The sequence below is a fragment of the Streptomyces sp. DSM 116795 genome (assembly GCF_055792905.1).
Window position 1 is genome coordinate 5,207,131 of record NZ_CM147707.1, and the last position, 26,756, is coordinate 5,233,886.

The 26,756-nt window shown below is 71.4% G+C and carries 21 protein-coding genes; 12 read left to right on the forward strand and 9 right to left on the reverse strand.

Going from position 1 to position 26,756, the window contains the following annotated elements; genetic code table 11:
- Nucleotides 1-200: 200 nt before the first annotated feature.
- Nucleotides 201-1,355, forward strand: a complete 1,155-nt coding sequence (locus ACSMXX_RS22400) for a hypothetical protein (RefSeq protein ID WP_473180487.1) — start codon at nucleotides 201-203, stop codon at nucleotides 1,353-1,355.
- A 39-nt stretch (nucleotides 1,356-1,394) separates the two neighbouring features.
- Here the strand turns inward: ACSMXX_RS22400 and ACSMXX_RS22405 are convergent, their stop codons facing one another.
- Nucleotides 1,395-2,519, reverse strand: a complete 1,125-nt coding sequence (locus ACSMXX_RS22405; RefSeq protein WP_473180488.1) for a serine hydrolase domain-containing protein — start codon at nucleotides 2,517-2,519, stop codon at nucleotides 1,395-1,397.
- Between the two features lie 9 nt (nucleotides 2,520-2,528).
- Nucleotides 2,529-3,548, reverse strand: coding sequence for a DMT family transporter (locus ACSMXX_RS22410; RefSeq protein ID WP_473180489.1), 1,020 nt, complete (start codon nucleotides 3,546-3,548; stop codon nucleotides 2,529-2,531).
- 97 nt (nucleotides 3,549-3,645) lie between these two features.
- On the opposite strand from ACSMXX_RS22410, the gene ACSMXX_RS22415 reads away from it, so the two are divergent.
- Complete coding sequence (locus ACSMXX_RS22415; protein WP_473180490.1) at nucleotides 3,646-4,557, forward strand: LysR family transcriptional regulator; 912 nt, start codon at nucleotides 3,646-3,648, stop codon at nucleotides 4,555-4,557.
- Between the two features lie 70 nt (nucleotides 4,558-4,627).
- Here the strand turns inward: ACSMXX_RS22415 and ACSMXX_RS22420 are convergent, their stop codons facing one another.
- A complete protein-coding gene (locus tag ACSMXX_RS22420; RefSeq protein WP_473184911.1) occupies nucleotides 4,628-6,373 on the reverse strand; it encodes a TIGR03767 family metallophosphoesterase in 1,746 nt (581 codons plus the stop codon).
- Nucleotides 6,374-6,801: 428 nt separating this feature from the next.
- Here ACSMXX_RS22420 and pepN (ACSMXX_RS22425) point away from each other — a divergent pair, with 428 nt between their 5' ends.
- Complete coding sequence (gene pepN, locus ACSMXX_RS22425; RefSeq protein WP_473180491.1) at nucleotides 6,802-9,390, forward strand: aminopeptidase N; 2,589 nt, start codon at nucleotides 6,802-6,804, stop codon at nucleotides 9,388-9,390.
- Between the two features lie 341 nt (nucleotides 9,391-9,731).
- Here the strand turns inward: pepN (ACSMXX_RS22425) and snpA are convergent, their stop codons facing one another.
- Nucleotides 9,732-10,397, reverse strand: coding sequence for a snapalysin (gene snpA / locus ACSMXX_RS22430; protein WP_473180492.1), 666 nt, complete (start codon nucleotides 10,395-10,397; stop codon nucleotides 9,732-9,734).
- 209 nt (nucleotides 10,398-10,606) lie between these two features.
- On the opposite strand from snpA, the gene ACSMXX_RS22435 reads away from it, so the two are divergent.
- Complete coding sequence (locus ACSMXX_RS22435) at nucleotides 10,607-11,611, forward strand: LysR family transcriptional regulator (RefSeq protein ID WP_473184912.1); 1,005 nt, start codon at nucleotides 10,607-10,609, stop codon at nucleotides 11,609-11,611.
- Between the two features lie 17 nt (nucleotides 11,612-11,628).
- Here ACSMXX_RS22435 and ACSMXX_RS22440 read toward each other — a convergent pair whose 3' ends face one another.
- Nucleotides 11,629-12,258 (reverse strand): DUF1707 SHOCT-like domain-containing protein, encoded by a 630-nt coding sequence (locus ACSMXX_RS22440; protein ID WP_473180493.1) that lies wholly within the window; start codon nucleotides 12,256-12,258, stop codon nucleotides 11,629-11,631.
- Between the two features lie 161 nt (nucleotides 12,259-12,419).
- A complete protein-coding gene (locus ACSMXX_RS22445) occupies nucleotides 12,420-13,127 on the reverse strand; it encodes a hypothetical protein (RefSeq protein WP_473180494.1) in 708 nt (235 codons plus the stop codon).
- A gap of 492 nt (nucleotides 13,128-13,619) precedes the next feature.
- Here ACSMXX_RS22445 and ACSMXX_RS22450 point away from each other — a divergent pair, with 492 nt between their 5' ends.
- Genes ACSMXX_RS22450 through ACSMXX_RS22460 form a run of 3 tightly spaced genes read left to right on the forward strand, consistent with a single transcriptional unit; the run spans nucleotide 13,620 to nucleotide 18,132 of the window.
- A complete protein-coding gene (locus tag ACSMXX_RS22450; protein WP_473180495.1) occupies nucleotides 13,620-15,101 on the forward strand; it encodes a DUF4331 domain-containing protein in 1,482 nt (493 codons plus the stop codon).
- Between the two features lie 50 nt (nucleotides 15,102-15,151).
- Nucleotides 15,152-16,561: a tetratricopeptide repeat protein gene (locus ACSMXX_RS22455; protein ID WP_473180496.1), complete on the forward strand. Its 1,410-nt coding sequence runs from the start codon at nucleotides 15,152-15,154 to the stop codon at nucleotides 16,559-16,561.
- Nucleotides 16,558-18,132, forward strand: a complete 1,575-nt coding sequence (locus tag ACSMXX_RS22460) for a nickel transporter (protein WP_473180497.1) — start codon at nucleotides 16,558-16,560, stop codon at nucleotides 18,130-18,132. The genes ACSMXX_RS22455 and ACSMXX_RS22460 overlap by 4 nt, the downstream gene beginning before the upstream one ends.
- Nucleotides 18,133-18,274: 142 nt before the next feature.
- Here the strand turns inward: ACSMXX_RS22460 and pepN (ACSMXX_RS22465) are convergent, their stop codons facing one another.
- Nucleotides 18,275-21,010: an aminopeptidase N gene (pepN, locus tag ACSMXX_RS22465; RefSeq protein ID WP_473180498.1), complete on the reverse strand. Its 2,736-nt coding sequence runs from the start codon at nucleotides 21,008-21,010 to the stop codon at nucleotides 18,275-18,277.
- A 220-nt stretch (nucleotides 21,011-21,230) separates the two neighbouring features.
- Between pepN (ACSMXX_RS22465) and ACSMXX_RS22470 the strand changes: the two genes are divergently transcribed.
- Entirely contained in the window at nucleotides 21,231-21,863 is a 633-nt protein-coding gene (locus tag ACSMXX_RS22470; RefSeq protein WP_473180499.1) for a DsbA family protein, read from the forward strand.
- Nucleotides 21,864-22,060: 197 nt separating this feature from the next.
- Here the strand turns inward: ACSMXX_RS22470 and ACSMXX_RS22475 are convergent, their stop codons facing one another.
- Nucleotides 22,061-22,702 carry a superoxide dismutase gene (locus ACSMXX_RS22475; RefSeq protein WP_473180500.1) on the reverse strand — a complete coding sequence of 214 codons (642 nt, stop codon included), beginning with the start codon at nucleotides 22,700-22,702 and terminating at the stop codon, nucleotides 22,061-22,063.
- A 136-nt stretch (nucleotides 22,703-22,838) separates the two neighbouring features.
- Complete coding sequence (locus ACSMXX_RS22480; RefSeq protein ID WP_473180501.1) at nucleotides 22,839-24,359, reverse strand: amino acid permease; 1,521 nt, start codon at nucleotides 24,357-24,359, stop codon at nucleotides 22,839-22,841.
- Nucleotides 24,360-24,511: 152 nt separating this feature from the next.
- On the opposite strand from ACSMXX_RS22480, the gene ACSMXX_RS22485 reads away from it, so the two are divergent.
- From ACSMXX_RS22485 to ACSMXX_RS22500, 4 genes are all read left to right on the forward strand, one after another.
- Nucleotides 24,512-24,703 (forward strand): hypothetical protein, encoded by a 192-nt coding sequence (locus ACSMXX_RS22485; RefSeq protein WP_473180502.1) that lies wholly within the window; start codon nucleotides 24,512-24,514, stop codon nucleotides 24,701-24,703.
- On the forward strand, nucleotides 24,700-25,317 hold the full coding sequence (locus tag ACSMXX_RS22490; protein ID WP_473180503.1) for a biotin transporter BioY: 618 nt from the start codon (nucleotides 24,700-24,702) through the stop codon (nucleotides 25,315-25,317). Before ACSMXX_RS22485 ends, ACSMXX_RS22490 begins: the two co-directional genes overlap by 4 nt.
- Before the next feature lie 66 nt (nucleotides 25,318-25,383).
- Nucleotides 25,384-25,869, forward strand: coding sequence for a ribose-5-phosphate isomerase (locus ACSMXX_RS22495; RefSeq protein WP_473180504.1), 486 nt, complete (start codon nucleotides 25,384-25,386; stop codon nucleotides 25,867-25,869).
- 4 nt (nucleotides 25,870-25,873) lie between these two features.
- Entirely contained in the window at nucleotides 25,874-26,704 is an 831-nt protein-coding gene (locus tag ACSMXX_RS22500) for an Fpg/Nei family DNA glycosylase (RefSeq protein WP_473180505.1), read from the forward strand.
- Nucleotides 26,705-26,756: the final 52 nt, after the last annotated feature.

Sequence of the window (26,756 nt, forward strand, 5' to 3'; positions counted from 1 at the left end):
CCTGACATCTCCCGGGGCATCTCTCCTGACCCCAACCGGCCCGCGCGTACGGGCGACGGCCTCGCACGCGCTGAACACGTGCCGGCGCGCGAGCCTGATCGGCAGTCGAACGTGCGTACTTTAGGGCAGAGTTGTCCGGCTTTGGCGACGAGCTCGTAACAGAGGTTGGTAGGCGGTACGGGGCAGGGAATCGGCCCGGCATGACGCACAACACCCCGCTCTCCCCCCGTCCCCTCAGCCACCTCACCGAAGCGGCACAGCGCCGCGTGCTGACCGCCGACGCGCTCCGCGAGCACGGAGTCTCCCTGGGCGCCGCCAACGAGCGCTGCCGCCCCGGCGGTCCCTGGCAGCTGCTGCTTCCCGGTGTCTACCTGCTGCACTCCGGCCCGCCGACCAGCGACGAGCGGCTGCACGCCGCACTGCTCTACGCGGGAGGCGAGTTCCCGGCGATCCCCGCCCAGCAGGGACCCGACACGCGAACCGGCCGCTCCACGACCGCGGCACAGGCCGCGCCCGCCGGCGCATCCCCGCCCGCCCCCGCGGTGCTTCCGCCCGCGCTGCCGTCCGTCGCACCCGCCGTCCGGCACTGCCCGCCCCCGCATCTGCCGGAGGCGATGATCACCGGCCTCGCCGCGCTCACCCTGCACGGCTTCACCGGCGCACCCTCGCTGCGCGCCCTGGACCGGATCGACGTACTCGTACCGCGGACGAAGCGGCTGCGCTCCACGGGGTGCGTCCGCATCGTCCGCGGCCAGAGCCTGCCCGACCCCGAAGAGGTCACCGGCCTGCCCGTGGCGCCCGCGGCGCGCGCTCTCGCCGACACCGTCGCGCAGCTCACGGACGCCGGAGTGGTGCGGCGGCTGCTCGTGGAGTCCCTGCGCGGAGGGCACTGCGAAGCGGGCGCCGTCGTGGGGGAGTTGCTCAGGGCGAGGCTCCTCGGGAGGCCTCACGTCAGGGACGCCGTCGACGAACTGGTGGCGGAAAGCCGTGCGTTGGCGGAGGGCATGCTCTACGAGATGGTCTTCCGGCACCGGCTTCCCGACCCCTGCTGGAACGTCGACCTCCGCCTCCCCGGCGGCCCTCACCTGGGGGGCGTCGACGCCTACTGGCCCGATCAGGCCGTGGCTCTCGAACTGGACACCCGCACGCCCCGCCCGCACCTCGACCACGACGCGTACTGGTCGGAGTACGCCCGCAAGCGGGAGGCACTGGAAGGGCTCGGCATCACCGTCGTCCATCTCACGCCGGTGAAGCTCCGCGAATCGCTGGAACAGCAGGCCGCGATCGTACGTACGGCACTGATGACCGCCGTGGAACGGGAACCCGCCGAGTACTTGATCGTGACGCCGCGCTAGGGACCACGACGGGCCGCACGGAGCGCGCCGCGTCAGCGGCTAGCCGCAGAACTCCGCCTCGACCAGCGCGGCCGTACTGCCGGACCAGTCGCCGTTGAGGTTGAACGCGGCGGTGTGCGAGGCGTCGGCGGTGGTGACGGCCGTGGAGCGCGAGCCCTGGATGGTGCCCTCGTGGCCCCACACGGTGGTCCCGCAGGAGAGCCGGTGCCGGGTGACGCCGAGGCCGTAGCGGTTGTCGCCGTCGGCGGGGACCGTGGACTTCATCTCCGCGAGCTGCCGCGGCGGCAGTACGTCGCCGCCGAGCAGGGCCCGCATGAAGCGGACCAGATCGCCGGTGGAGGAGATCATCTCACCCGAGGCGCCCGCGACGGAGGGATCGAGAGCGGTGACGTCGTGGACGCGCGCCTGCCCGCCCGTCGCGGAGAGCGTGGAGTACGCGCGGCCGTGCGGAGCGGGGATGCGCGCGGAGGTGCCCGGCAGCGAGGTGTCGCGCAGCTTCAGCGGCCGGATGATCCTGCTTTCGATCTCCTGCGCGTAGGAGTGGCCGGTGGCCTTCGATATGACCATTCCGGCGAGTACGTAGTTGGTGTTCGAGTAGCCCCAGTCGCTGCCCGGCCGGAAGGAGCGGGGGTGCGCCATGGCCGTGCGTACGAGGGACTCCGGGTCCTGCGAGTCGTAGCGGTGGGCGGCGAAGCGCGGGCCGAAATGGTCGCGCTGCATGCCGGGGTCCGCGGTGAAGTCGTACAAGCCGCTGGTGTGGCCGAGGAGTTGGCGGAGGGTGATGAGGCGGCCGTCCTGCCCGTCGCCCCGTACCGTCCCCGGAAGCCAGCGCTCGACGGGCGCGTCGAGATCCACCGTGCCTTCCGCCTCGAGCTGCAGCATCACCGCGGCTATGAAGGGCTTGGTCAGGCTGCCGATGCGGAATCTGTCCTGCGGCATCGGCGGGCGCCGCGTCGTCCGGTCCGCAACGCCGGACGCGCCGTGCCAGACGCCGCCGCCGTCCTGCGCCTGGCCCAGGACGCCCGGCACGCCCGCCTGTTCGACCTGTGCGTCCATCGCGTCCTGCGCGGCGTCGTGACCCGCGTCGGCCGCCGCGGAGGAGCTCACGGAGAAGGCCGCCGCGGCGGCGACCACCAGGGCGACGACGGTGGAGCGCACGGACATGCAGCGACTCTAGTGATCGGTACGGGTGGTGCGCCATACGGCGAGAACGACCAGGAGACAGCCCGCGTACTGGGTGGGAGTGGGACGTTCGGCGAGGAAACCCACCCCGAAAAGGAGCGCGAGCACGGGCTGCAGGAGCAGCAGCGTGGCGCCCTTGTCGGGGGCGAGGCGCGCCAGCGCCGGGTTGATGAGCAGCCAGGCCAGCACCTGCCCGAGGAACGCCATCGGTATCAGCCAGCCCCAGGCGGGCCAGCCCGGGTCGAGGTCGACGCCCGTCCACAGCGAGCCCAGCACGCCGGCGGCGACGGCGGCCGCGAAGGTGGCCGCGCAGACCGGGGTCACGGTGTGCGAGCGCGGTGCGGACGGCTGCTGGGAGCCGGCGCCCCAGCCGCCCTCGCCGCCGAGCCGGATCAGAAAGAGGTAACCGGCGAAGGCGACACCGGCGATGGTGCCGAACAGCACACCGGAGGCGGGGTCGCTGCCCGGCTCCGCATGCCCGATCGCGCCCCCGGCCAGGGCGATCCCGGTCAGCAGTACCGGCGCGGTCAGCCAGAACCGCCGACCGAGCCGCGCTCCGGTGAGGAAGCGCGCCAGCAGCGGGAAGACGATGAGCTGGACGTTGAGCAGCAGCGTGGCGATGGACGCTCCCAGGTCGTGGATGCTCTGCACCCAGCACACGTAGTCGAGCCCGAGCAGCGCACCCGCCGCGAGATCGAGTGCGAGCAGACGCAGCGGTCGCGGCCCCAGCCGTCGGTACTCGACGAATGCCATGGGTGCCAGCACCACGAGGGCCAGGGCGCACCGCATGAAGGCGGCGGTGCCCGCGTTCACCTCGGAGAGCTTGATGAACATGCCGGAGGACGACGTACAGGCCGCTCCCGCGACCACCATCAGCGCGGGGCCGCCCCGCATGGTCGCGGCACCGCGTCCCCGGCCCTGTCCCTGTCCCTGTCCCAGCAGCGGGTTCCGTCCGTCGGGTCCCTCCGGCGCCGGACCTCCCGCCGCTCCGGTCTGCTCCGTACTCGCCATGCAGGTCACTCTGCTCCTCTCGACGCAGAAGCAACAGCGACGATTTCTCGCCGGTATCCGGTAGTGCTGCTACAGAGAGAGCGGATAGCGTGGCGCCGTGCTGAATCTGGAAAGGCTGCGCATCCTGCACGCGGTGGCCCAGCAAGGCTCCGTCGCGCGTGCGGCGGCAGCGCTGCATGTCACGCCCTCCGGCGTCTCCCAGCAACTGGGGAAGCTGGAGAGGGAGTCGGGGCACCGGCTGCTGGAGCCGTACGGGCGCAGTGTGCGGCTCACCCACGCCGGCCGGGTGCTCGCGGCGCACGCCTCGCGCGTCGTCACGCAGGCCACAGCGGCGGAGTCCGACCTGGCGGACCTGGGTGAGGAGATCCTGGGGCCGCTCCGGCTCGGCGGTGTGAGCAGTTCGCTGCGAGCCCTGCTGCCGGAGGCGCTGGGCGCGCTCACCACAGCGCACCCCCGGCTCGTACCGACGGTGGTCGACGGGGAGGCCGTCGACATGGTGCCGCTGCTCACCCGCGGCGACCTCGACCTCCTCCTCGTGGAGAGCTGGTCCAACCGCCCGCTGGCCCTGCCGGCCGGACTGGCGACGCGCACGCTGGCCATCGAGGACGTCCACCTCGCGCTCGGCGAGGAGCACCCGCTGGCGAGCTCGGGGCAGGTCGCCCTCGGTGAGCTGGACGGCCAGGTGTGGACGAGCTGTCCGGTCGGTACCGAGCCGTACGAGGCGCTCGTGCAAGGGCTGCGGTCGGTGGGCTGCGAACCGGAAGTCCGGTACACCGTCAGCGAGTTCGCGACGCAGCTCGCGCTCGTCGCCCGGGGCCTGGCGGTGGCCCTGCTCCCCGAGATGGGCCAGCGGCCCGCGCCCGCGGGGGTGCGCTTCCTTCCCGTACGGCCGCGGCTGCACAGAGAGGTGCTGGCCGCGTGGCGGGCCAAGGGGCCGGGCCCGGACGGGGGTTCGTCCGCGAGCCCGGCGGTACGCGCCTGCGTCGGCGCGCTCGTGCGCGAGGCGTGAGCCCCGCTCCCCGCTCCCCGTGCCGCGGCCCGGCACCGCCCCCGCGCCGGGGGCCCGGCACCGTGCCCCGTCACGGCTTGCGCAGCAGCAGCTCCACGTTGCGGTCGTCGGGGTCGCCGCCCAGTCCGGTGCGGGCACCGGGCGCGTTGAGGGCCAGCTCCCGGTAGAGGGAGGCCAGTCCGGTCTGTGAGAGGTCCTCGAAGTCGGTGCGCGCCGGTGCCGAGGACTCGATCAGGGTGGTGAACAGCGAGAGCGTTCCGTCCCCGTTGTCGGCCAGTTCCAGCGTCCGCGCCAACTGCGGGAAGTCGACGTGCGAGGCCGTTGATATCTCCCAGAACGTACGGCGCGGTCTGATCCGGTTCTTGTGGCTGTGGCCGTTGATCCAGGCCAGGACGTGCGGATTGCGGTGCAGCAGGGACAGGAGCCGGTCGCCGCCGTCCGGGATGGTGGTGCTTGTGTGGTGGCTGAATATCAGCACGTACGTGCCCTTGTCGCGCTCCTCCCGCAACCGGCGTTCCAGCCAGTCGAGTTGGGCGTCGCTCACGCTGCCCTTGTAGCCGCCGTCCAGCCGTGTCGTGTCCAGGCTGATGCCCGTCACGCTCTCCGCGACCCGGAAGGTGTAGTAGAGGCGGTCCTCGGCGAGATTCGCCTCGGTGTAGCCGTGCCCGACGGGACCCGCGCCCTTGAACCGGCGGCGCATGTGCGCACGTATCCAGTCCTTCCTGGTGAACGGTGCCCGTTCCAGGTCCGCGGTGACACGGCGCATCTTCTTGGAGTCCATCCGGGAGCGCAGCACCTCCTGGTACTGCTCACCCTTCGGGTCGCCGTCGGCCTCCAGCGTCTTCCACAGCTTGACGGCCTCCGCCTCGGATTCCAGCTCCATCAGCTTCCGTCCGCCTACGGCGAAGTCCGCGAAGAAGGAGCCGCCGGCGTAGCAGCCACCCGGGAGGGCGTCGTGGTTGCCGGACGTGGAGTACCAGGGGAGCGCCAGCCCGGGGCTGTTGACCTCGCGTATCGCCGCCCGCAGGTAGCCGTCGATGCGGGGGAAGCCCAACGCCTTGTCGTCGTCGCGGAGATCGTCGTCGGGGTGCCAGTAGAGCTTGAGGCCGCTGTCGTGCACGCCCTCGTACCGGTCGACGTCGCCGGTGTTGGGGGTGACGCGCCCGCCGCTCATCGCCGTCAGGAACCAGTCGAGTTCGGAACGGGAGTTGTTGTCGGTGTTGTCGCCGGTGGTCACCACGAAAGACAGCGGCTCGCCGGTCGCCGGGCCCCCGCGCAGCGCGTTGACGCGTTCGATCAGGGAGACGGAGCCGGCGACGGAGAGCGCCTCCTGCGGGCGCCAGGCCTTGCCGCTCCCCGGCCGCAGGAACTCGTAACGCAGCGGGTGCTGCACGTCGACCATGTGCAGATCCGTGAACTGGACGAACGCGGTCAGCGGTCGCCGCTTCTCCGTCCGTCCGGAGCTTGCGTCGGCGAGATCCGTACGAACGAGCCGCTTCCAGCCGGGGCCGTCCCCGAGCCGGCGGTAGCCGTCGGCGTTCCCGCGCGGCGTGGCCACGCCGGCGAGCGTGGTGCCCTCGGGCGACGGTTCAACCGGCCCGTCCCGGGTGACGGGAGCCTGTGAGCGTGCGCGGGCGGCGCGTGTACGTGCGACGGCCGCGGGTGAGGGTGCCGCCTTGGCGGGCTGACCGGCGTTGGCGGCGCCGCCGTTCAGCACGGCTCCGGCTCCCAGAGCGGTGGCCGCTCCGGTGGCGCCGAGTAGGAGGAGGGTGCGGCGGTCGGGCAGACTGGTCTGCTTCCGGCTGCTGCAGTGCATGCGGGTGCCTCTCCGGGTGAGGGACGCGAAGCGGAACGCGTGCCGTGCCGTGCCGCTCGTGTCGAACGGCCGGAACGACCTGCTCACCAGGGATGTTTGGCATCTGGAGTGACCTGCGTCTGAACGACGGCAGAACGCAGCACGCCCATCCACACTCATGGATCACTGACCGGAACCTGATCCTCCTCCTCGTCGCCCGGCTCGGACCGCCCGTCGTTGTGCTGCTCACCCGCCGTTCACCTGCCGCGTCGCGGGGACAGCTCCGCACCGCGTTGCGGGCGGCCGGAGCGAGGGTCCGCGGCGCCCCTGTGCGGCCGGGGCGCTACTGCCGTGTTCGGGTGTGCGGGTGGGAACCGCGTGCGGTCCCCACGTGGAAGGATGGCCGAACTACGACATCGTGAGACCGCGAGAGCATGGGAGAGCACCAGGTGCCTGGCACGAATCTGACACGCGAGGAGGCCCGCGAGCGCGCGCAGCTCCTCCGCGTGGACTCCTACGAGATCGAGCTGGATCTGAGCGGCGCGCAGGACGGGGGTACCTTCCGCTCCCGTACGCTCGTCCGCTTCGAGGCCGCCGAACCGGCCTCCAGCTTCATCGACCTGGTGGCCCCCGAGGTGCACGAGATCACCCTGAACGGACGGTCCCTCGACCCCGGAGAGGCCTTCGCGGACTCCCGCATCGCGCTGCCCGGTCTCGCTCAGGGCCAGAACGAGCTGCTCGTCGTGGCCGACTGCTCGTACACCAACACCGGTGAAGGGCTGCACCGCTTCGTCGACCCGGTGGACCAGCAGGCCTATCTGTACACCCAGTTCGAGGTGCCCGACGCGCGGCGCGTCTTCGCCAGCTTCGAACAGCCGGATCTGAAGGCCACCTTCCAGTTCACCGTGCGTGCCCCCGAGGGCTGGACGGTGATCTCGAACTCGCCGACGCCGGACTCGGAGGACGGCGGGCTGTGGCGTTTCGAGCCGACGCCCCGTATCTCCTCCTACATCACGGCGCTCATCGTCGGCCCGTACCACTCGGTGCACAGCAGCTGGGAGGGCGGCGGACGGACCGTCGATCTGGGCATCTACTGCCGTCCCTCGCTGGCCGAACACCTCGACGCGGACGCGATCTTCGAGGTGACGCGGCAGGGATTCGACTGGTTCCAGGAGAAGTTCGACTACCCCTACCCGTTCGCCAAGTACGACCAGCTCTTCGTGCCCGAGTTCAACGCGGGCGCCATGGAGAACGCGGGCGCCGTCACCATCCGTGACCAGTACGTCTTCCGCTCCAAGGTGACCGACGCAGCGTACGAGGCACGCGCGGAGACGATCCTCCACGAGCTGGCCCACATGTGGTTCGGCGACCTCGTGACGATGGAGTGGTGGAACGACCTGTGGCTCAACGAGTCGTTCGCCACATACACCTCCGTCGCCTGCATGGCGGCGGCTCCCGGCTCCCGCTGGCCGCACTCCTGGACGACGTTCGCCAATCAGATGAAGACCTGGGCGTACCGGCAGGACCAACTGCCCTCCACCCACCCGATCATGGCGGAGATCCGCGACCTGGACGACGTCCTGGTCAACTTCGACGGGATCACCTACGCCAAGGGCGCGTCCGTGCTGAAGCAGCTCGTCGCCTACGTCGGCGAGGAGGCCTTCTTCAGCGGCGTGCAGCGCTACTTCAAGCGGCACGAGTGGGGCAACACACGCCTGAGCGACCTGCTCGGCGCCCTGGAGGAGAACACCTGGCGGACCGACCTGTCGGAGTGGTCGAAGGCGTGGCTGGAGACCGCCGGAATCAACGTGCTGCGGCCCGAGATCGAGACCGACGCCTCGGGCACCATCACCTCCTTCGCCGTACGGCAGGAGGCGCCGGCGCTGCCCCCGGGAGCCACCGGTGAGCCGACGCTGCGCCCGCACCGCATCCGCATCGGCGGGTACGACCTGGAGGACGGCCGGCTGCGGGCGTCCCGGCGCATCGAGACGGACGTGACCGGCGACCTCACCGAGGTGGACAACTGGGTGGGCCAGAAGCGCCCCGACGTCGTGCTCCTCAACGACGGGGACCTCTCGTACGCGAAGGTCCGGCTCGACGACCACTCGCTGGAGACGGTCAAGCAGCACATCGGGGACTTCAAGGACTCCCTGCCGCGCGCGCTGTGCTGGGCCTCCGCGTGGGACATGACCCGCGACGGCGAACTGCCCGCCCGCGGCTACCTCGACCTCGTGCTCTCCGGCATCACCGAGGAGTCGGACATCGGCCTCGTCCAGTCGCTGCAGCGGCAGGTCAAGCTCGCCCTCGACCTGTACGCCGACCCGAAGTGGCGGGAGACCGGCCTGCTGCGCTGGTCGGAGGCGGCGCTGGAGCAGCTCCGCGCGGCGGTGCCCGGCAGCGACCACCAGCTCGCGTGGGCTCGCGCCCTCGCGTCCGCGGCCCGTACGGACGACCAACTGACGCTGCTGGAAGGCCTGTTGGACGGGAGCACTTCGGTGGACGGTCTGGCCGTCGACACGGAGCTGCGCTGGGCCCTGCTCCAGCGGCTCGCCGCCACCGGACGGGCGGGGGAGAAGGAGATCATGGCGGAGCTGGAGCGCGACGCCACCTCGGCCGGCGAGCGGTATGCGGCGATGGCGCGGGCCGCCCGGCCCACGGCCGAGGCCAAGGCCGAGGCATGGGCCTCGGTGGTCGGCAGCGGTGCCGCGGAGGAGACTGGGCTTCCCAACGCGGTGCAGGAGGCCGTCATCGCCGGGTTCCTGCAGACCGACCAGAGGGAACTGCTCGCGCCGTACGCCGAGAAGTACTTCGAGGTGGTCAAGGACATCTGGGAGCAGCGCAGCCACGAGATGGCACAGCAGATCGCGGTCGGGCTCTACCCGACGCTCCAGGTCTCCCAGGAGACGCTCGACGCCACAGACGCGTGGCTGGAGAGGGCCCAGCCCGGGGCGGCGCTGCGGCGTCTGGTGACCGAGTCGCGGGCCGGCGTGGAGCGGGCGCTGCGCGCACAGAAGGCGGACGCGGCGGCGGCAGGCTGAGCCTGTGTGCGGGGCGCGCGGTGAGGCTGCGCGCCCCGCACCTGGTGCCGGGTGAGGGGCACCGGAACGGCCGGGGCGTCCCCGGGCCGGGGTGGCGGACATCCGGCGGCCCCCCGCGCGGACGGCAGGCCCGTCACTCCGACCCGGCTGCCCCGGAGGCGCCCGAAGGCCCCCGGTCTGCGCCGGGGGCCTCCGTGTGGGGGGATGCGGGTGGTGCATCTCTCAGGCGTGGTGCGTACAACTGCGCTGTTCAGGCGTGGTGCGTTGTATTACTACGCGCTGTTCCGGCGTGGTGCTGGGCTATCTCTTCTGTTCTCATCCGGCTCGTGCGGCCGGTACTGCTACTTGGCGAAGGCCGCCTGGTCGAATGCGGCACTCGCCACGCCGTTCGCCCACAGGGACTGGACCTGTGCGGACTCGTTGGCGTCCGGCTTGTCGTTGGTGCAGGAGGGGCCGGGGCCGCCACCGGACATGAGCTCGCTGCACGGACCCTCGTAGTGGTCCGGCAGGCCGAGGACGTGTCCGGTCTCGTGGGAGGTGACGCGGTTGGAGTCGTACTCCTGGTTCTGGGCGTAGTCCAGGAAAATGTAGCCGTTGCCGTGACCGTCGGTCGAGGCGTACGAGCCGCGGGGGTCGTCGCCTTCGCGGTAGTCGAAGCTGGCGCTGCCGCCCTCGGCGAGCTGCACGTTGGAGACGGCCGCGTTCCAGACGGCCGTGCTGTTGGCTATCTCGTTGGCGAAGGTGGGGGCACCGCTCGCGTCGTAGTTGACGGTGACGGCCTGAATGCCGGGCTTGGCGGCCTGTTTCTTGAGGGCGTCCTTCACGACGGCCTTGAAGAACGCCTCGGTCGCCTTGTCGGATTCGCCGATGTATCCGGAGCGGGTTGCGCTGCTCTTGGAGGTGCTGCCACCGTCGTCCGGCGTGGCAGCCGATGCGGGCATCGCACCCAGACCCAGGGCCAGTCCGAGGCCGAGTGCCGCTGAGATTGCCGTGGTGCGGTGTCTCATGGGGGGTCTCCTTCTGGTCCGTAGCGCCGTGGCCGCTGCAAGGTGGGGTGCGGCCGCGTGCTTCCGGAAGAACTCCTGCCGACGAAGAGTCTCTTGGAGACCGGGGCGCAGGGGATGATGGCAAGTAGTGATAGCCCCGTCGCATCACCCGATATGCAGGGGCGTTCCGGGCCCCTTCGGCGTCTGGTGTGACGAACGCCCGCTTGGCTATGCTCCGCCCTGTGGAGCTGGAGGTGAGGCATCTTCGCGCGCTCTGCGCGATCGCCGACACGGGCAGTGTGCACAAGGCCGCCCGTCAACTTGGCATGACTCAGCCCTCGTTGACCACGCAGCTCCGCCGGATCGAGCAGGCCGTCGGCGGGCAGCTCTTCTCCCGGGAGCGTACGGGCAGCATTCCCACCCCGCTGGGCAAGTTCGTCCTGTGCAGGGCACGGCCCCTCGTGGCCGAGATGACCGCGCTGGTGAGCGAGGCGCAAGCTGCTGCGAGCCGGGCCGGCGGCGACTATCTGCGCATCGGAAGCACCGGCTCTCCCGCGGTGCCGGGCTGGCTGCGCCGGCTGCGTGCCCGCTTTCCCGAGGCGGACACCACCTTCCACATGGACGCCTCCGCGCACACCCTGCTGCGCATGGTCGCGTCGAACCAGCTCGACGCCGTCTTCGTGCACGAGGTCGAGGGCTCGCCGCTGCGGATACCCGAAGGTGTGGAGCTCCACGTACTCGTCGAGCGCGAGCCGCAGTTCGTCGCCCTCTCCGCGACGCACCCGGCGGCATCCCGCCCGGTGCTGAGCCTCGCGGAGCTCGCACACGAGAGATGGATGGTGGACCCGACGGCGGACGGCGAATGGACCGGGCTGCGCAGGGTCTTCACCGAGGCAGGTATAAGCCCGCGAGTGGTACACGGCGACAATCTTGCCGCCGCCGACCTCGTGGCCGCGGGCGAGGTGGTTGCGCCCTGCCAGCCCACCGCGCCCACACGCCCCGGCAGGGTCGTACGTCCGCTGCTCGGCGATCCGCTGGCGGTGCGGCTGCTGCTGGCGACCCGCGGGACGACACCGGGCGCCGTTCCGGACACCGCGCCCGTGATCGAACCGGCCGCGCTCCTGGCCGACCTCGAAGCCGCATACCGCGAGGTGGCGTGGGCGAGCGACGCCTACCGGCACTGGTATCAACGGCACGACGACAGCTCGTCGTTGCCGTTCACCGTCGTGGCCTGAGGGCGGAGAACCGTGATTCAAGGACGGAAAAGCCGGCGCCACCGGGTTTTCAGGCGCATCGCCCACACCTGGAAGACGTTCGGCGTGCCGATGACGACCGATGAGTGCTTGCCCTCACCCGTGAGCCGGATCCGGAACCGTGCCCGCTCCGGAGCACCCTCTTGGTGGTCGCTTCCGTACTTGACCGACCCCCACTCAAGCGCGAGCCCGCCGTCCACCACCTCGGTGCCCTGCGGGACGAGCACCCGCACCGAGGAGTGCTTCACGTCGATGTCGATCGCGACCTCACCGGCCAGGACGACCGCCTGGGTCAGGTCGAGCCGCACCTGACCGTGCTTGGCCTCGACGGTGATCCGCCTCGGCACCAGCCAGCGGCCCTCGCGGCGCACGTGCGACCCGTGCGCCCGCAGAGCCAGCTCGTGCTGCTGAGCCGGCGATTCGATCTCGGGTAGATCGGCCGTGACCGGCTCCAACTCGCCGTAGGTCCGCGCCTGATAGGCGAGGGTCATGCGCTCCTCGAACTCGGCGAGGTCGATGCGGCCTTCGCTCGCGGCGTCCCTCAGCCGCTCGACGACCCGCTCACGGTCGTCATCCGACGCCCGTTGCGCCAGGCGCTTCGACACCGGTTCGGGCTGCTTCTCGCTCACCCGCCGGATCCTACGGCAGGCCTCCGCGGCGGCAGGAGTCATGGTGGCGACCGAAGGCACCAACTGCGGGGCGTGATGCGGCAGTCACTGTCCGGACAAGCCGGTGGTGTGGTCCCACGGCCGGCCCGCCGGCCGGCCGTGGGAGGCCGTGGGATGCGGTGTCAGCCGGGAAGGCCGGGCATGCCGGGGAAGTTCGGATTTCCGGGGACGTAGTCGAAGTGCGGCGTGAGCGTGCCGAACGGAGTGCCCGGCTCGGGGGCGTCGATGTCGCTGTGCTCCTCGATCAGGCTCGCCGCCTCCTGCGTGAAGTAGAACGGAATCTTCTCCAGGCGGAAGCCCGTCGGGCTGGGACGGGCGCCGAGCATCGCTTCGCTGTAGTTGGTGTCGGCGATCTGCGTCTCCTCGGAGATCGTCCTGCCGTCCAGTTCGACTCCCGCCGAATAGCCGGGCCGGGGCATGACGCGGATCCAGGTCGGCTTCAAGGTGACGGTCCGGCCGGACTCGGCGTGGTGGAGCCGCAGTCCGCCGGGGTAGTAGATGCGCCCCCTGGAATCGAGGCCGTCGCCGGCCGTCGAGCCGATCGGCATGCTGAAGCCCGTGCCGTCCGCGTGCATCGTGAACGGGCTGATGGTCTCGAGAGTGACGCCCTCCCGTGCCATCCACTGCTGGATCTCCGGGGAGATCTCGACGTCCGCGTCGCCCCATGGCGAGATGTAGGCACCCGGAATGGGTCCCTCGGCCGAAGTGGTGCGGGTCGTGGCGTCCTTGTCGGGCGCAGCGGCGCCCGCCTGGCCGATCCCGAGCGGGAGCAGCAGCGCGGTCGCGGAGACCAGCAGGGCGATGCGGCGACGGAGTCCGTGCTCGAACATGAGAAGTGAACCTTTCGGTTTTCACGGGCGCGGGCGGCCCGCGCCGGACGGCCGGGCAGGCCACGGAGTGACCGGGAACCGTGATGCCGTCTCAACAGGCCGCATGGAAACGGATGTCGGCGAGTCGCTCCGCGGCACGCGGGGGTGCTTCGCAGCTGCTCGCCGGTCCGAACAGTCCATGAATAGGTCCTCGTTGAGCTACATAGCCATACCAATCGGGGAAACTGGCCATTTCGTGTGATGCTCCCGCTCGCGCCGCTCCGGAGCGCGCCGGCCGGCACCTGAAAACCGCTGTTCACAGGCCTGTTGGGGTCGTCCGTCCATACATGGACGAATGCCTGTTCTTGACGGTCCGTCAGTTTTCAGACCCCGGCATCAGTCCTCCTGATGCATCCCGTAGCTCTCACGGGTGGCGTCCGCTCGGAACGGCCGGGGCGGATACGGGCGCCCGACACGCTGTGGCTACGGATGCCCCCAACGCCTGGAGTTCGTATGCCCTGGTTCCGCAGGTCCCCGGCCGCCGGACCGTACCGCCGCCGGATCGCCCTCATCACCGGCGCAACCGCAGTGGCTACCGCCGCACTGTGCGGTCCCCTGCTGTCCGGCAGCCGCGCGGGCGGCCACGTCGACGCCCCTTCGTCCGTGGGTGACTCCGCCGCGGACATCACGGACGTCTACGCCTTCACCAGCCCCGACGACCACGACATGGTCACGTTGATCGCCAACGTCCGGCCGTTCCAGCCGCCAGGGAACGGGGCCAACTCGCTGGCCGGCTACGCCTTCGCCAACGGCGCGCGGTACGAGATCAACACGGACGCGGACGGTGACGGAACGCCCGACACCACATACCGCTGGACTTTCGAGAAGGACGACCGCAGGCCCTTCCAGGCGGGCCCCGAAGTCGGTCCCGGCCCAGTGACGTCGCTGGACGACCCGTCGCTGCGAGTCCGGCAGACGTACACGCTGGAACGCGTACGGGCCGGGTCGGAGCCCGAGCCCCTCGTCGGCAAGGGCGTCGCCGCCCCCACTCACGCGGGCCGGGTCCTCATGCCCGACTACGGGAAGCTGCGCAGCGAAGCGGTCCGGAAGCTGCCCGGGGGCGGCCGGGCCCTGGCCGGCCAGTCGGCGGAGGCGTTCAAGGCCGACTCCGAGGTGTTCGGGCTGTACGTCGCCGGAACGGCCGGGCCCGTGCGCGGCTGGCTCCCTGACGCCCAGCCCTTGTCGGTGCTGAACGTCAACAGCCTGGTCCTGCAGGTGCCCAAGGAGGAGATCGCGCTGCGTGAGGACCCGCGGCGCAATCCGGTCGTGGGCGTATGGGCGTCGGTCTCCCGCCCCGGCGCCGATCTGAGCAGGAGCCTGCCGGGCCAGGACGCCGCGTTCCGTCAGGTGTCCCGGCACGGCAACCCGCACGTGGCGTTCGGCGTCTTCGGCTCGACGGTCGGACTGGCCAGGCCCGGAGGCCCCGAGGACCGCTTCCAGCAGCGCGCACCCAAGGACGACCGTCTGGAGCGGGACTTCCTCGCAGCCGTGAACGACCCGAAGCCGCCGCATCGTATCGAACGGGCCGAGGGCGTCGAGGCTCCCGCCACTCCTCGCAAGGACATCGAGTCGCTGTTCCTGCGCGGGATCGGCGAGAACAACGGGGCGAAGTTCGGGTACGACCTGAACACGCACACCATGAATGCGGACGCCGAGCGGTCGGAGATCGTCCCGGCCGAGGAACTGCGCCTGAACCTCACGACCCCTGTGACGAAGAACCCGGAGCCGAACGGCCTCATCGACGGCGACAAGCAGGGCTTCCCCAACGGGCGCCGGCTCAACGACACCATCGACGGGCCGCTGATCCGGATGCTGATGGGCGAGCCCGGCGGCCCGTCCGCCGAGCATCTGCTGCCGACACCGGCCCTCAAGCTCCAGCCGGCCGACGCCCAGGACACATTCCCCTACCTCAACCCGCCGCACGCGGCGCTGTGAGGGCTGTGAGGGCTGTGAGGGCCTTGACGGTTGCGTCGGTGGTGTCGGCTGTGAAGCGTCGCGCCGCGGCGGTGGGCGGAGCGGTCGCCGTCGGCGCCTGCGTCGCGGGACTCCTGGCCATGGGGCCGCTCGGGTCCGGCGGCGACGGCTCCGACGCAGCTGCCGGCGGGGCGGACGGGGCCGGCCGGGCCGCTGCGCCGCCGGGTCAACGGGCGGGCGCGGCGTCCCGCACCGGCGACCCGGTGGCCGTCGCCCGCCGGGCGGCGGAGAGGGCGCCCGGCGATCCCGCCGCCTGGTCCCGGCTGGCCGGCGCGGAGATCGAGCGGGCCCGCACCACCCTCGACACCGGCCGGCTCGACGCGGCGGAGAAGGCCCTGCACCGCTCGTTGGAGCTGGAGCGCAAGGACAACTACCAGGCCGTCACGGGCATGGGGCAACTCGCCAACGCCCGGCACGAGTTCGACGACGGCCGCACCTGGGGGCTCCGCAGCACCGGGATGGCTCCCGACCGCTCCGATGGCTACGGGGTGCTCGCCGACGCCGAGATCCAGCTGGGGCACTATGGCGCCGCGCGCAAGGCCGTGCAGCGCATGCTCGATCTGGAGCCGGGCACCGCCGCGTACAGCCGTGCCGCCTACGACCTCCGGACGCACGGCAGGAGCCGCGACGCGTCGGTCCTGCTCCAGCGGGCGGCGGACAGCGCAGGGACGCCGGACGAGACCGCCTTCGCCGAGTCCGGGCTGGGTGATGTGGCCTGGTCGCAGGGTGAACTGAACCGCGCCGAGCGGCACTTCAAGCGTGCGCTGGCCGCGGCGCCTGGCCATCCGTACTCCGCGGCCGGACTCGCCCGGCTGCACGCCGCGCGCGGCGACACCGCGAAGGCGCTGCGAATGTACGGCCGGCTGACAGGGCGGACGCCGCTGCCGCAGTTCCTGCTGGAGGCCACGGAGTTGCGGCTGGCGCGCACCGACGGGCGCCGCGACGGCCGAGCGGGGGACGACGCGCGCGGCGGGCCCGACCGGCGCGAACTCGCGGGACTGAAGGCACAGTTGGGGTTGCTGCGCGCGCAGGGCGGTCCGGTCGATCCCCACCTCGCGCTCTACGAGGCGGACCACGGAGACGCCGGGACCGCGGTCAAACTCATGCGCCGCGCGTGGAAGCAGTCGCGCAGCGTCATCGTCGCCGACGCGCTCGGCTGGGCGCTGCACCACGCCGGACGCGACACCGAAGCCCTGCGGTACGCACGTTCCGCCACTCGCACCGGATGGCGGAACGCGCTCTTCATCTACCACCGGGGAGTGATCGAGCATCAGCTCGGACGGGACGCCGCCGGGGACCGGCACCTGCGGCAGGCTCTCGGACTCAACCCGCACTTCTCGCCCTACCACGCGCCGCGTGCGGCCCGGCTGCTCGGCGAATCCGGCGGCGACGGGCGCGAAGAGAAGAGCGGGCGCCCGTGAGCCGGCATCCCCGTACCGCGCTGCTCGCCGTCGTGACGGCGGTCTTCGCGTTGCTGTTCGCTCCGGTGTCCGTGCCCGCCGCGCACGCGCACCCGTTGGGCAACTTCAGCCTCAACCGGCTTGACGCCCTTCGGCTTTCGGACGACGGCATCGAGGACACGGTCGTCGTGGACAGCGCGGAGATCCCCACCGCACAGGACCGGGAGGAGGCCGATACGGACGGCGACGGCACCGTCTCCCGTGCGGAGGCGGCCTCCCACGCCCGGCAGCGCTGCGCCCGGCTCGCCGACGGCGCCCGGGTCACGGTCGGCGGACAGCGCGTCGACTGGCGCCTGCGGTACGGGCGCGTCGTGTACGGCGAGGGTACGGCCGGCCTGCCCACCGCCCGGCTCACCTGCCGCCTGCACAGCGGTGCGGATCTCTCCGGCCCGGCCGCCGTCACGTTCAACTCGGGTGCGGACAAGTCGCGTACCGGCTGGAAGGAGATCACGGCGACCGCGGGGAACGGCGTACGGCTGGACGCCTCATCCGTACCCGCGCGAAGCGTGAGCGGGGGACTGCGCCGCTATCCGGCGGACGCGGCGGACGAGCCGCTGAACCGTACGACGGCGAGCCTGCGTTCGCAGCCGGGTACGGGTGGGACCGCCGGTGTCGCGGACGGCGCCGCGCCCGGCGGGGCGCCCTCTGCCGGGGTGGGCGCAACGCTCTTCCCCGGTCTGGAACGGGAGTTGACCCACCTCACGGGCGGCCGTGAACTCACCCTCCCCATGGGGGTGCTCGGCGTCCTGCTCACCGTCCTCCTCGGAGCCGGGCATGCGGCACTGCCCGGCCACGCGAAACTCGCCGTGGCCGCGTGCCTCGCCCGCCGCAGAGGAGGAGTGCGGGCCGCGTTGGCGGTCGGTGCGACCGTGACGGCGACGCACACGACGGGGGTACTGGCCGTGGGCCTCGTGCTGACCCTGTCCGGCGGCCTGCTGGGGGAGCGGTTGCTCGGCTGGCTGGGCGCGGTCAGCGGGGCGCTCATCGCGGTCATCGGCACGGGGCTGGTGGTCACGGCCGTACGCGCCCTCAAGTCGGGCAGTCCGTCGGCGACTTGGCACCACGGGCACGGCCACCGGCACGGCCACGGGCACGGCCATGAGCACGGCCATGAGCACGGCCACGGGCACGGCCATGAGTACCGGCATAGCCACGCCCACGAGCACTCCCGCCCGGACGAGGGCGAGGAGGGCGGGCGCCGCTCCGCCCTCCGTCTTCCCTCGCTTCTCGGAGTCGCGCTCGCCGGAGGACTCGTGCCGAGCCCGTCGGCGCTGGTGGTGCTGCTCGGTGCGATCGCCCTGAGCCGTACCTTCTTCGGCGTACTGCTCGTCCTCGGTTACGGACTGGGCATGGCGGCCACCCTCACCGCAGCGGGCCTGCTGCTGTCCGGCGGCGGCAGCCGTCTGTCAGCCGTCGTCGGGAGACGGCTCCCCGCCTGGTCCCGCTTCAGGCGCTACGGCACCCTTCTCACCGCGCTGACCGTCCTCACGGTCGGCCTGGGGCTGACGCTGCGCAGCCTGGCGCCGCTCTGACCGTCCGCCGGTGCCGTCGCCCGTCGGCCGCCATCCGTCCGCCGGTGCTCGTGCCAACTCCCTGACAGCTCCTTGCCAGCCCTCTGACAGCTTCGTGCCAGCCCTCTGCCGGTTTCCGCGTCAGCTCCGTGTCAGCTCGGCGTCAGCTCCGTGTCAGCTCCGTGCCGCTCTGCGCGGCCGGGCCCCCGGCCGCTCCCGCGTCGCAGCGCTGCGCCCGCAGGGCCCGGGCCAGATCGTCGCGCGCCTCCAGCACGAGCCGGCGAAGCGCGGGAGCCGCGTCCTCGTGCGCGGTGAGCCACGCGTCCGTCGCGTCGAGCGTGGCCTGGTCCCCCTGCAGATCCGGGTAGAGACCCCGTACGACGGCCATGGCGATCTCGATCGAGCGCGTACGCCAGATCTCCTCCAGGGCATCGAAGTAAGGCTGCGTGTACGGCGCCGTAAGCTCCTGCTGCCCGGGCTGCGCGAACCCGGCGATCGTGGCCTCGACAAGGGCGTTGGAGAGCCGGTCGGACGTCATCACCGCATCCCACGCCTGTGCCTTGACCTCCGCCGAGGGGCGTGCCGCGAGGCAGCGCACATGGTGCCGCTTCCCCGACGCCGTGTCGTCGCGGGCGAGTTCGGCGTCGAGCAGCTCCGCGTCGGCCTCGCCGCGCGCGGCGAGCGTCTCCAGGAACGTCCAGCGCAGCTCCTGGTCGACGACGAGCCCGTCGATACGCGCGGCGCCGTCGTCCTTCGAGCCGTCCGGGCCCGGAGCGCCGAGCAGCCCCCGCAGCAGCCGCAGATCTTTCTCCTCGGTGGCGACCGCGGCGAAGAAGCGCGCCCACGCCAGCTGGTGCCCGCTGCCTGGCTCCGCCAGCCGCAGCCCGCTCAGCGCGCCCTCAGCCAGCGCACGCCGGGACTCCGTCCGCCGCTCGGGCGCGGAGTAGTGGACCACGGCGGAGCGGCACCAGGCGTGCAGCATCTGAAGTACGCCGACGTCCGATTCGGTGCTCGCGAAGGAGAGCACCAGCGAGATGAAGTCCCTCGCGGGCATCAGAGCGTCGCGTGTCAGATTCCACATCGCGGACCAGCAAAGGGCCCTGGACAGCGACGGGTTGTGGCCGCCGTCCGCCTCCGGCGCCGTGTCCCGCGCGGCCGTCGGTCCGGGCGGCGCGAGCTCGCCGAGGTGAGCACGGAGCGACGCCAGCGAGCCCACGTCGAAGCGGATCTTGCAGTACGTCAGGTCGTCGTCGTTGACCAGCACCAGATCCGGTCGCTCCGCCCCGGTCAGCTCCCCGACGACCGTACGGGCACCCCGCACGTCCGCCTCCGCCCGCGCATAGCGCACGAGCCCGCGCTCCAGGCCCTCGTGCCGGTAGAGCCCGACGGCGACGCGGTGCGGCCGCAGGACGGGATGCTCCTCCGGCGCCTCCTGGACCACGGCGAGCTCGGTGATCCGCCCGTCGGCATCGCAAGTGACCCGCGGCGACAGCGAGTTGACCCCGGCGGTCTGAAGCCACGCCCGCGCCCACTCGTCCATGTCGCGGCCCGAGGTCTCCGCCAGGACCGCGAGCAGGTCGGCCAGCGTGGTGTTGCCCCACGCGTGCCGCTGGAAGTAGCGCCGCGCACCCTCCAGGAAGGTGTCCCGTCCCACGTACGCGACGAGCTGTTTGAGCACGGACGCGCCCTTGGCGTAGGTGATCCCGTCGAAGTTGAGCTTGGCGTCCTCGAGGTCCCGGATGTCCGCCGTGACGGGATGCGTGGAGGGCAGCTGGTCGGCCCGGTAGGCCCAGGACTTGCGGCGGTTGGCGAAGGTGATCCAGCCGTCCTTGAACCGCGTCGCCTCCACCAGCGCCAGCGCGCCCATGTAGTCCGCGAAGGACTCCTTCAGCCACAGGTCGTCCCACCAGCGCATGGTGACCAGATCGCCGAACCACATGTGCGCCATCTCGTGCAGGATGACGTTCGCCCTGTGCTCGTACGACGCCTCGGTGACCTTCCCGCGGAAGACGAACTCCTCGCGGAACGTGACCAGCCCCGGGTTCTCCATCGCGCCGAGGTTGTACTCCGGGACGAAGGCCTGGTCGTACTTGCCGAAGGGGTAGGGGAAGCCGAAGTGGTCGTGGAAGAAGTCCAGGCCCTGCTTGGTGACGGTGAAGACGTCGTCGGCGTCGAAGTGCTTGGCCAGCCCTTTGCGGCACAGCGCGCCGAGGGGGATCTCCAGCTCACCGCCCTCCCCTTCGGGCGTGCGCCGGTATGTGTCGGTGACGTAGTGGTACGGCCCCGCGACCACCGCTGTGATGTACGTCGAGATGGGCTCGGTCGGTGCGAACCGCCAGCAGGCCGCCCCGCCTTCGTCGAGGCGCTCCGGCTCACCGCGCCGCTCGCCGTTGCTCAGCACCGTCCAGCGGGCGGGCGCGGTGACGGTGAAGGTGAAGCGGGCCTTGAGGTCGGGCTGCTCGAAGTTGGCGAAAACCCTGCGGGCGTCGGCCGGTTCGTACTGCGTGTAGAGGTAGACCTCGCCGTCCTCGGGGTCGAGGAAGTGGTGCAGGCCCTCGCCCGTACGGCTGTAGGCGCAGGCAGCGTCGACGACGAGCTCGTTCTGCGCCTCCAGCCCGTCGAGGGCGATGCGGGAGCCGTCGAAGACGGTGTCGGCGTTCAGGGAGCGCCCGTTGAGGGTCACCGAGTGCACGCTGGGCGCCACGAGGTCCGCGAAGCTGGAAGCGCCCGGCTCCGAGCAGCGGAAGCGGATCGTCGTCGTCGAACGGAAGGTACGGGGCCCCTTCGCCGGCGGGGGAGAGGTGGCCGAGCGCAGGTCCAGCGCCACCTCGTAGCCGTCCACGGTCAGCAGCCCGGCCCGTCGCTGTGCCTCGTGCTGGGTCAGGTTCTCTCCGGGCACGGCGTGGCTCCTCTTCTCGGTTTTTCTCGGTTTTCTCGGGCTTTTCGGCTTCCCGGACTCCTCCGGAAACCGGCCCCGGCGACGCCGCCTCAGCATTTCACGCGGCACACGTACCGCACACTCGGGAATTGCGGCGCGGGTTCGTGCGTTGCCGCAGCAGCCGGACCACCCTTTCTTGTCCAGCAGAGCCCCTGTCCAGGAGAGCCGAGGAGAACGTGCAATGACAGAGAAGACCGTCGCCGACTTCTGGTTCGACCCCAGGTGCCCGTGGGCGTGGTTGACCTCCCGCTGGATGCTGGAGGTGGAGAAGGTCAGGCCCGTGGAGGTGCGCTGGCACGTGATGAGCCTCGCCGTCCTCAACGAGAACAAGCTGGACGAGCTGCCTGAGGGCTACCGGGAGCTGCTCGCCTCCGCCTGGGGCCCCGTACGCGTGTGCATCGCGGCGGAGCAGAAGCACGGCGGCGAGGCGCTCGGACCTCTCTACACCGCCCTCGGCACCCGCCTGCACAACCGCGGGCAGGAGCTGTCGCGGGAACTGCTGGAGGAGTCCCTCGAAGAGGCCGGTCTGCCGGCCGACCTGGCGGACGCCGCGGACTCCACCGAGTACGACGAGGCCCTGCGCGCCTCGCACAAGGAGGGCATCGACCTCGTCGGCCAGGACGTCGGCACTCCCGTGATCGCCGTGCCGGGTGCCGACGGGTCGCGGATAGCGTTCTTCGGGCCCGTGGTCACCCCGGCGCCCAAGGGCGATGCGGCGGCGAAGCTGTGGGAGGGCACGCTGATGGTGGCCTCCACGCCCGGCTTCTACGAGATCAAGCGCACCCGGGACGTCGGTCCCGTCTTCGACGACTGACGCGCTTCGGAGTCCGCGGAGCTCGCGAGTCCGCGCGGAGCGTCCGCGGGCGGTGCGCAGGGCCGCACAGACAGGAGGGCCCCCGTACGTCACGTCCGTACGGGGGCCCTCCCTTTCTCTCCGCCTGCCCGGTGAAGGTGAGAAGACGATCACGAGGGCAGGAGGTCCGTGCCGGGGCGCCCAGGGCCCCGGGTGCTCTACAGCGGCGTGAGCAGGGTGTCGCCCTTCTGCTTCGCGGCGGCGTAACGCCTGCTGACGTCCTGCCAGTTGACCACTCGCCACATGGCCTCGACGAAGTCGACCTTCTGATTGCGGTACTGCAGGTAGAAGGCGTGCTCCCAGGCGTCGAAGACCAGGATGGGCACGCTGCCCTGGCCGACGTTGCCCTGGTGGTCGTAGACCTGTTCCACGATGAGGCGCCCGGTCACCGGCTCGTACGCCAGCACACCCCAGCCGGAGCCCTGGGTGGTGGCCGCCGCCTTGGACAGGTGGGACCTGAACCTGGCGAAGGAGCCGAAGGACTCGGCGATGGCGTCCGCGAGCTCGCCCGTCCCGTCCTTCTCCAGGGGCTCGCCGCCGCCGTCACCGGTCATGTTCTGCCAGTAGATGCTGTGCAGGATGTGCCCCGAGAGGTGGAACGCCAGGTTCTTCTCCAGGCCGTTCACCGCGCCCCACTGGTCCTGCTCGCGGGCCTCGGCGAGCTGTTCCAGCGTGTCGTTGGCGCCCTTCACATAACCGGCATGGTGCTTGTCGTGGTGCAGCTCGATGATCTCGCCGCTGATGACCGGCTCCAGTGAGGAGTAGTCGTACGGCAGCTCAGGCAGCGAATACAAGGCCATGGGCGTTCTCTCCTCGGGGCTTATTGCACATTACTTGCAAGAGGACGCTACCAGCAACAGCAGCAGAGAAACGGAGCGGCCCCGCAGTGCGGGACCGCTCCGTCATGCCTCGCGGCTGCGTCTCCGGCGCTGACCGTCAGCTCGCGCCGCCACCCGGCTTCGTGCCGGTGGAGCCGTCCGCGCCGTTCCCGCGGTCCGCGCCGCCGGAGCCGTTCGCGGGGTCCGCGCCGTCCGCTTGGTCGCCGCCGCGCGGCCGCGCCTTCTGCCGGGCCAGGCCCGTCGCGATCAGCACGACGGTCAGGCAGCCGGTGAAGGCCAGCTGCGTACGGGTGTCGCCCTCGCGCAGCATCAGTACGAGCACGGCGAGGATGCCCAGCAGCGCGATCACCGTCAGCACCGGGAAGCCCCACATCTTCACCACGAGCTTTTCCGGCGCCTCGCGTTCCAGGCGGCGCCTGCTGACCAGTTGGGAGACCGCGATGAAGCCCCACACCACGAGCGTCGCGGCGCCGACCGTGTTCAGCAGCCACTGGAAGACCGTGTCCGGCCACCAGAAGTTCAGCAGCACCGCGGCGAAGCCGAAGACGGACGAGGCGACGACGGCCGCGCGCGGCACCCCGCTCGCGCTGACCTTCCCGAGGAATCCCGGGCCCTGGCCGCGGGCGATGAGGGAGAAGGCCATGCGGGAGGCACCGTAGATGTTGGCGTTCATCGCGGACAGCAGCGCGACCAGCACCACGATGTTCATGACCTGGGCCGCGGCCGGGATGCCGATGTGGTCGAGCACGGCTGCGTACGGGCCTGCGACCACCGACTTGTCGTCCCACGGGATCAGCGTGACGATCACGAGCATCGAGCCCACGTAGAAGACGGCGATCCGCCACACCGCCGTGCGCACCGCCTTGGCGACGCCCCTGACCGGGTCCTCGGACTCGGCGGCGGCGATGGTCACCGTCTCCAGGCCGCCATAGGCGAAGACGGAGGCGAGCAGGCCGACGACGAGGCCGTTCGTGCCGGTGGGCAGGAAGCCGCCCTCGCCGGTGAGGTTGGCCGTGCCGGGAGCGTCGACGCCCGGCAGCAGGCCGGCGACGGCGATCGCGCCCAGCAGCAGGAAGGCCGTGATCGCGAAGATCTTCAGCGCCGCGAACCAGAACTCGGTCTCACCGAAGTTGCGTACGGCCACGAGGTTCGTCAGGCAGAACAGCGCCATGAACAGCGCGACCCACATCCACGGTTCGGTGCCCGGCAGCCACTGCGTGGCGATGTCCGCGGCCGCCGTCGCCTCGGTCGCGATCGCGACGCACAGCAGCACCCAGTAGATCCAGCCCGCCGTGAATCCGGCCCACGGTCCGAGCGCGCGCTCCGCGTGTACGGAGAAGGACCCCGACGCCGGGTTCGCCGCCGACATCTCGCCCAGCATGCGCATCACGAGCATGACGAGCAGACCTGACGCCGCGTAGGCGAGGACGATCGACGGACCGGCGGCGGCGATCCCCGCGCCGGAGCCCACGAAGAGCCCGGCCCCGATCACACCGCCGAGGGCGATCATGGACAGATGGCGCTGCTTGAGGCCGTGGGAAAGAGCCGACTGCCCCTGGTCGGTTCTGGACCCTCCAGGGCTGGGAGGTGGCGCGTCGGACAGCTCGGTGCGCGTCATGAAAGGCCGTTCCTGAGAAAGACTGCGGGTGGTCGTTGTAGCGGTAATCCAGTCTCGCAGCGGGCCCGCACGGCTGATCAGGCGGCCCGTGGACGGACCGCTCAAGGGGGGCTCAAGCGAACGGTGTTCCGCGGCGGCGGAGGTGCAGGGCCGTGGGTTCGGGGGCTCCCGGGCGCGAGCGCTGTCTGACCGCTCACATCGCTCCGGCGCGGCTTCGGCTAGCGTCGAACGGTTCGCACCCCGAACACATCCGTACCGACCTCGGTACGGACATCCGTACGGACATCCACACCGACATCCGCACCGACATCCGTAACGACAAACAACTCGGAGCCGCCCGATGAGCGCCCTCACACCCGCCGCCGACCCCCGCCCCGGCACCGTTCTCGCCGATGTGCTCACCCCGGCCCCGGCCTCCGTCGCCGGGCCCCGCGCGTACATACGCGACGCGGTCCTGGTTCTCGGCGGTGCCGCGCTGACCGGCCTCGCGGCCCAACTCGCCGTTCCCGTACCGGGATCGCCGGTCCCCGTCACCGGGCAGACCTTCGCGGCGCTCCTCGTCGGCGCCGGGCTCGGCGCACGCCGCGGCTTCCTCGCCATGGCGCTGTACACGCTGGCGGGAGCGGCCGGGATGCCGTGGTTCGCCGAGGCTTCCTCGGGCGTGGCGATGCCGTCGTTCGGCTACGTGCTCGGGATGCTGCTCGCCGCCACCGTCGTGGGCGCCCTGGCACGGCGCGGCGGTGACCGGGGGCCGCTGCGCACGGCCGGGACGATGGCCGCCGGCATGGCCCTGACGTACGCGGTGGGCGTGCCCTACCTCGCCGTCGCCACCGGCATGTCGCCGTCCGAGGCGGTCGCGGCGGGTCTGGTGCCCTTCCTCGTCGGGGACCTGCTCAAAGCGGTGCTCGCGATGATCGCGCTGCCGGGCGCCTGGAAGCTGGCGGGCCGCCGCGGCTGACGACGCCGTCGTCCGAGGTCACGCCCGGTGCCGAGCCCTCCGGCGGTGCGTCATAGACTCGGCGCCATGCGCGTGTACCTCGGCTCCGATCATGCCGGCTACGAACTCAAGAACCGCCTCGTCGAGTGGCTGCGGTCGGCCGGGCACGAGCCCGTCGACTGCGGCCCTCACATCTACGACGCGGCCGACGACTACCCGCCCTTCTGCCTGCGCGCCGCCGAGCGCACGGCGCATGACAGCGAGGCCTTCGGCATCGTCGTCGGAGGCTCCGGCAACGGCGAGCAGATGGCCGCGAACAAGGTCAGGGGCGTGCGTTGCGCGCTGGCCTGGAGCGAGGAGACGGCGTCGCTGGCGCGCGAGCACAACAACGCCAACGTGGTCAGCATCGGCGCGCGGATGCACACCACGGACGAGGCGCTGAAGTTCGTGGAGACGTTCCTGGCCACGCCCTTCTCGCAAGGGGAGCGGCACGAGCGCCGCATCGACATGCTCTCCGCGTACGAGGTCACGGGGCAGCTGCCGTCCGTGCCGCCACACCACCCGGAGTCCTGACCGCATGCCCGAGGGGCACACGGTCCACCGGCTCGCCCAGGACTTCCGGGCGGGCTTCGGCGGCCGCAAGGTGCGGGCCGCCAGCCCGCAGGGCAAGTTCTCCGACGGAGCCGGCCTGGTCGACGGGCAGGTCCTCGCGGAGGCCGACGCCCACGGCAAGCACCTCTTCCTCGGCTTCGACGGGGCGGGCTGGGTGCACGTACACCTCGGCCTGTACGGCAAGTTCACCTTCGGTACGGGTCCGGCGCCCGCGCCCGTCGGGCAGGTACGGCTGAGAATCGACGGTGACGGTGACGGTGACGACGGCGGAGGCGTATACGCCGATCTGCGCGGCCCGACCCGCTGCGAGCTGATCACCGAGGCCGAGAAGCTCGCGGTCGAGGACAGGCTCGGCCCCGATCCGCTGCGCGAGGACGCCGATCCCGAGGACGCCTGGTCACGCGTCTCCCGCAGCCGCACCACCATCGCGGCACTGCTGATGGACCAGAAGATCGTCGCGGGCGTCGGCAACGTCTACCGTGCCGAGGTGCTCTTCCGGCACGGCATCGACCCGTACCGCCCGGGGCGCGGCCTCAGCCGCACGGAGTGGGACGCGGTATGGGCCGACCTCGTCGAGTTGATGCATGAGGGCGTGCGCAACAACCGCATCGACACCGTGCGCCCCCACCACACTCCGGAAGCCATGGGGCGCGCCCCGCGGGTCGACGACCACGGCGGCGAGGTGTACGTCTACCGGCGGGCCGGGATGGAGTGCCACGTCTGCGGTGAGCCGGTCCGCACGGCCGGGCTGGCGGCGCGCAACCTCTTCTGGTGCCCCGCCTGCCAGCCGGCCTGACCGCCCGATCCGGCCGCCCCGTTCCGCCCACCCGCGCCCGCAGGCGCCAGCC

Excerpts from the sequence above, each read along its gene's own strand:
- ACSMXX_RS22400 (WP_473180487.1), top strand. The coding sequence starts at position 201 with ATGACGCACAACACCCCGCTCTCCCCCCGTCCCCTCAGCCACCTCACC.
- ACSMXX_RS22405 (WP_473180488.1), bottom strand. The coding sequence starts at position 2,519 with ATGTCCGTGCGCTCCACCGTCGTCGCCCTGGTGGTCGCCGCCGCGGCG.
- ACSMXX_RS22410 (WP_473180489.1), bottom strand. The coding sequence starts at position 3,548 with ATGGCGAGTACGGAGCAGACCGGAGCGGCGGGAGGTCCGGCGCCGGAG.
- ACSMXX_RS22420 (WP_473184911.1), bottom strand. The coding sequence starts at position 6,373 with ATGCACTGCAGCAGCCGGAAGCAGACCAGTCTGCCCGACCGCCGCACC.
- snpA (WP_473180492.1), bottom strand. The coding sequence starts at position 10,397 with ATGAGACACCGCACCACGGCAATCTCAGCGGCACTCGGCCTCGGACTG.
- ACSMXX_RS22435 (WP_473184912.1), top strand. The coding sequence starts at position 10,607 with ATGCTCCGCCCTGTGGAGCTGGAGGTGAGGCATCTTCGCGCGCTCTGC.
- ACSMXX_RS22445 (WP_473180494.1), bottom strand. The coding sequence starts at position 13,127 with ATGTTCGAGCACGGACTCCGTCGCCGCATCGCCCTGCTGGTCTCCGCG.
- ACSMXX_RS22450 (WP_473180495.1), top strand. The coding sequence starts at position 13,620 with ATGCCCTGGTTCCGCAGGTCCCCGGCCGCCGGACCGTACCGCCGCCGG.
- ACSMXX_RS22470 (WP_473180499.1), top strand. The coding sequence starts at position 21,231 with ATGACAGAGAAGACCGTCGCCGACTTCTGGTTCGACCCCAGGTGCCCG.
- ACSMXX_RS22475 (WP_473180500.1), bottom strand. The coding sequence starts at position 22,702 with ATGGCCTTGTATTCGCTGCCTGAGCTGCCGTACGACTACTCCTCACTG.
- ACSMXX_RS22480 (WP_473180501.1), bottom strand. The coding sequence starts at position 24,359 with ATGACGCGCACCGAGCTGTCCGACGCGCCACCTCCCAGCCCTGGAGGG.
- ACSMXX_RS22490 (WP_473180503.1), top strand. The coding sequence starts at position 24,700 with ATGAGCGCCCTCACACCCGCCGCCGACCCCCGCCCCGGCACCGTTCTC.
- ACSMXX_RS22495 (WP_473180504.1), top strand. The coding sequence starts at position 25,384 with ATGCGCGTGTACCTCGGCTCCGATCATGCCGGCTACGAACTCAAGAAC.
- ACSMXX_RS22500 (WP_473180505.1), top strand. The coding sequence starts at position 25,874 with ATGCCCGAGGGGCACACGGTCCACCGGCTCGCCCAGGACTTCCGGGCG.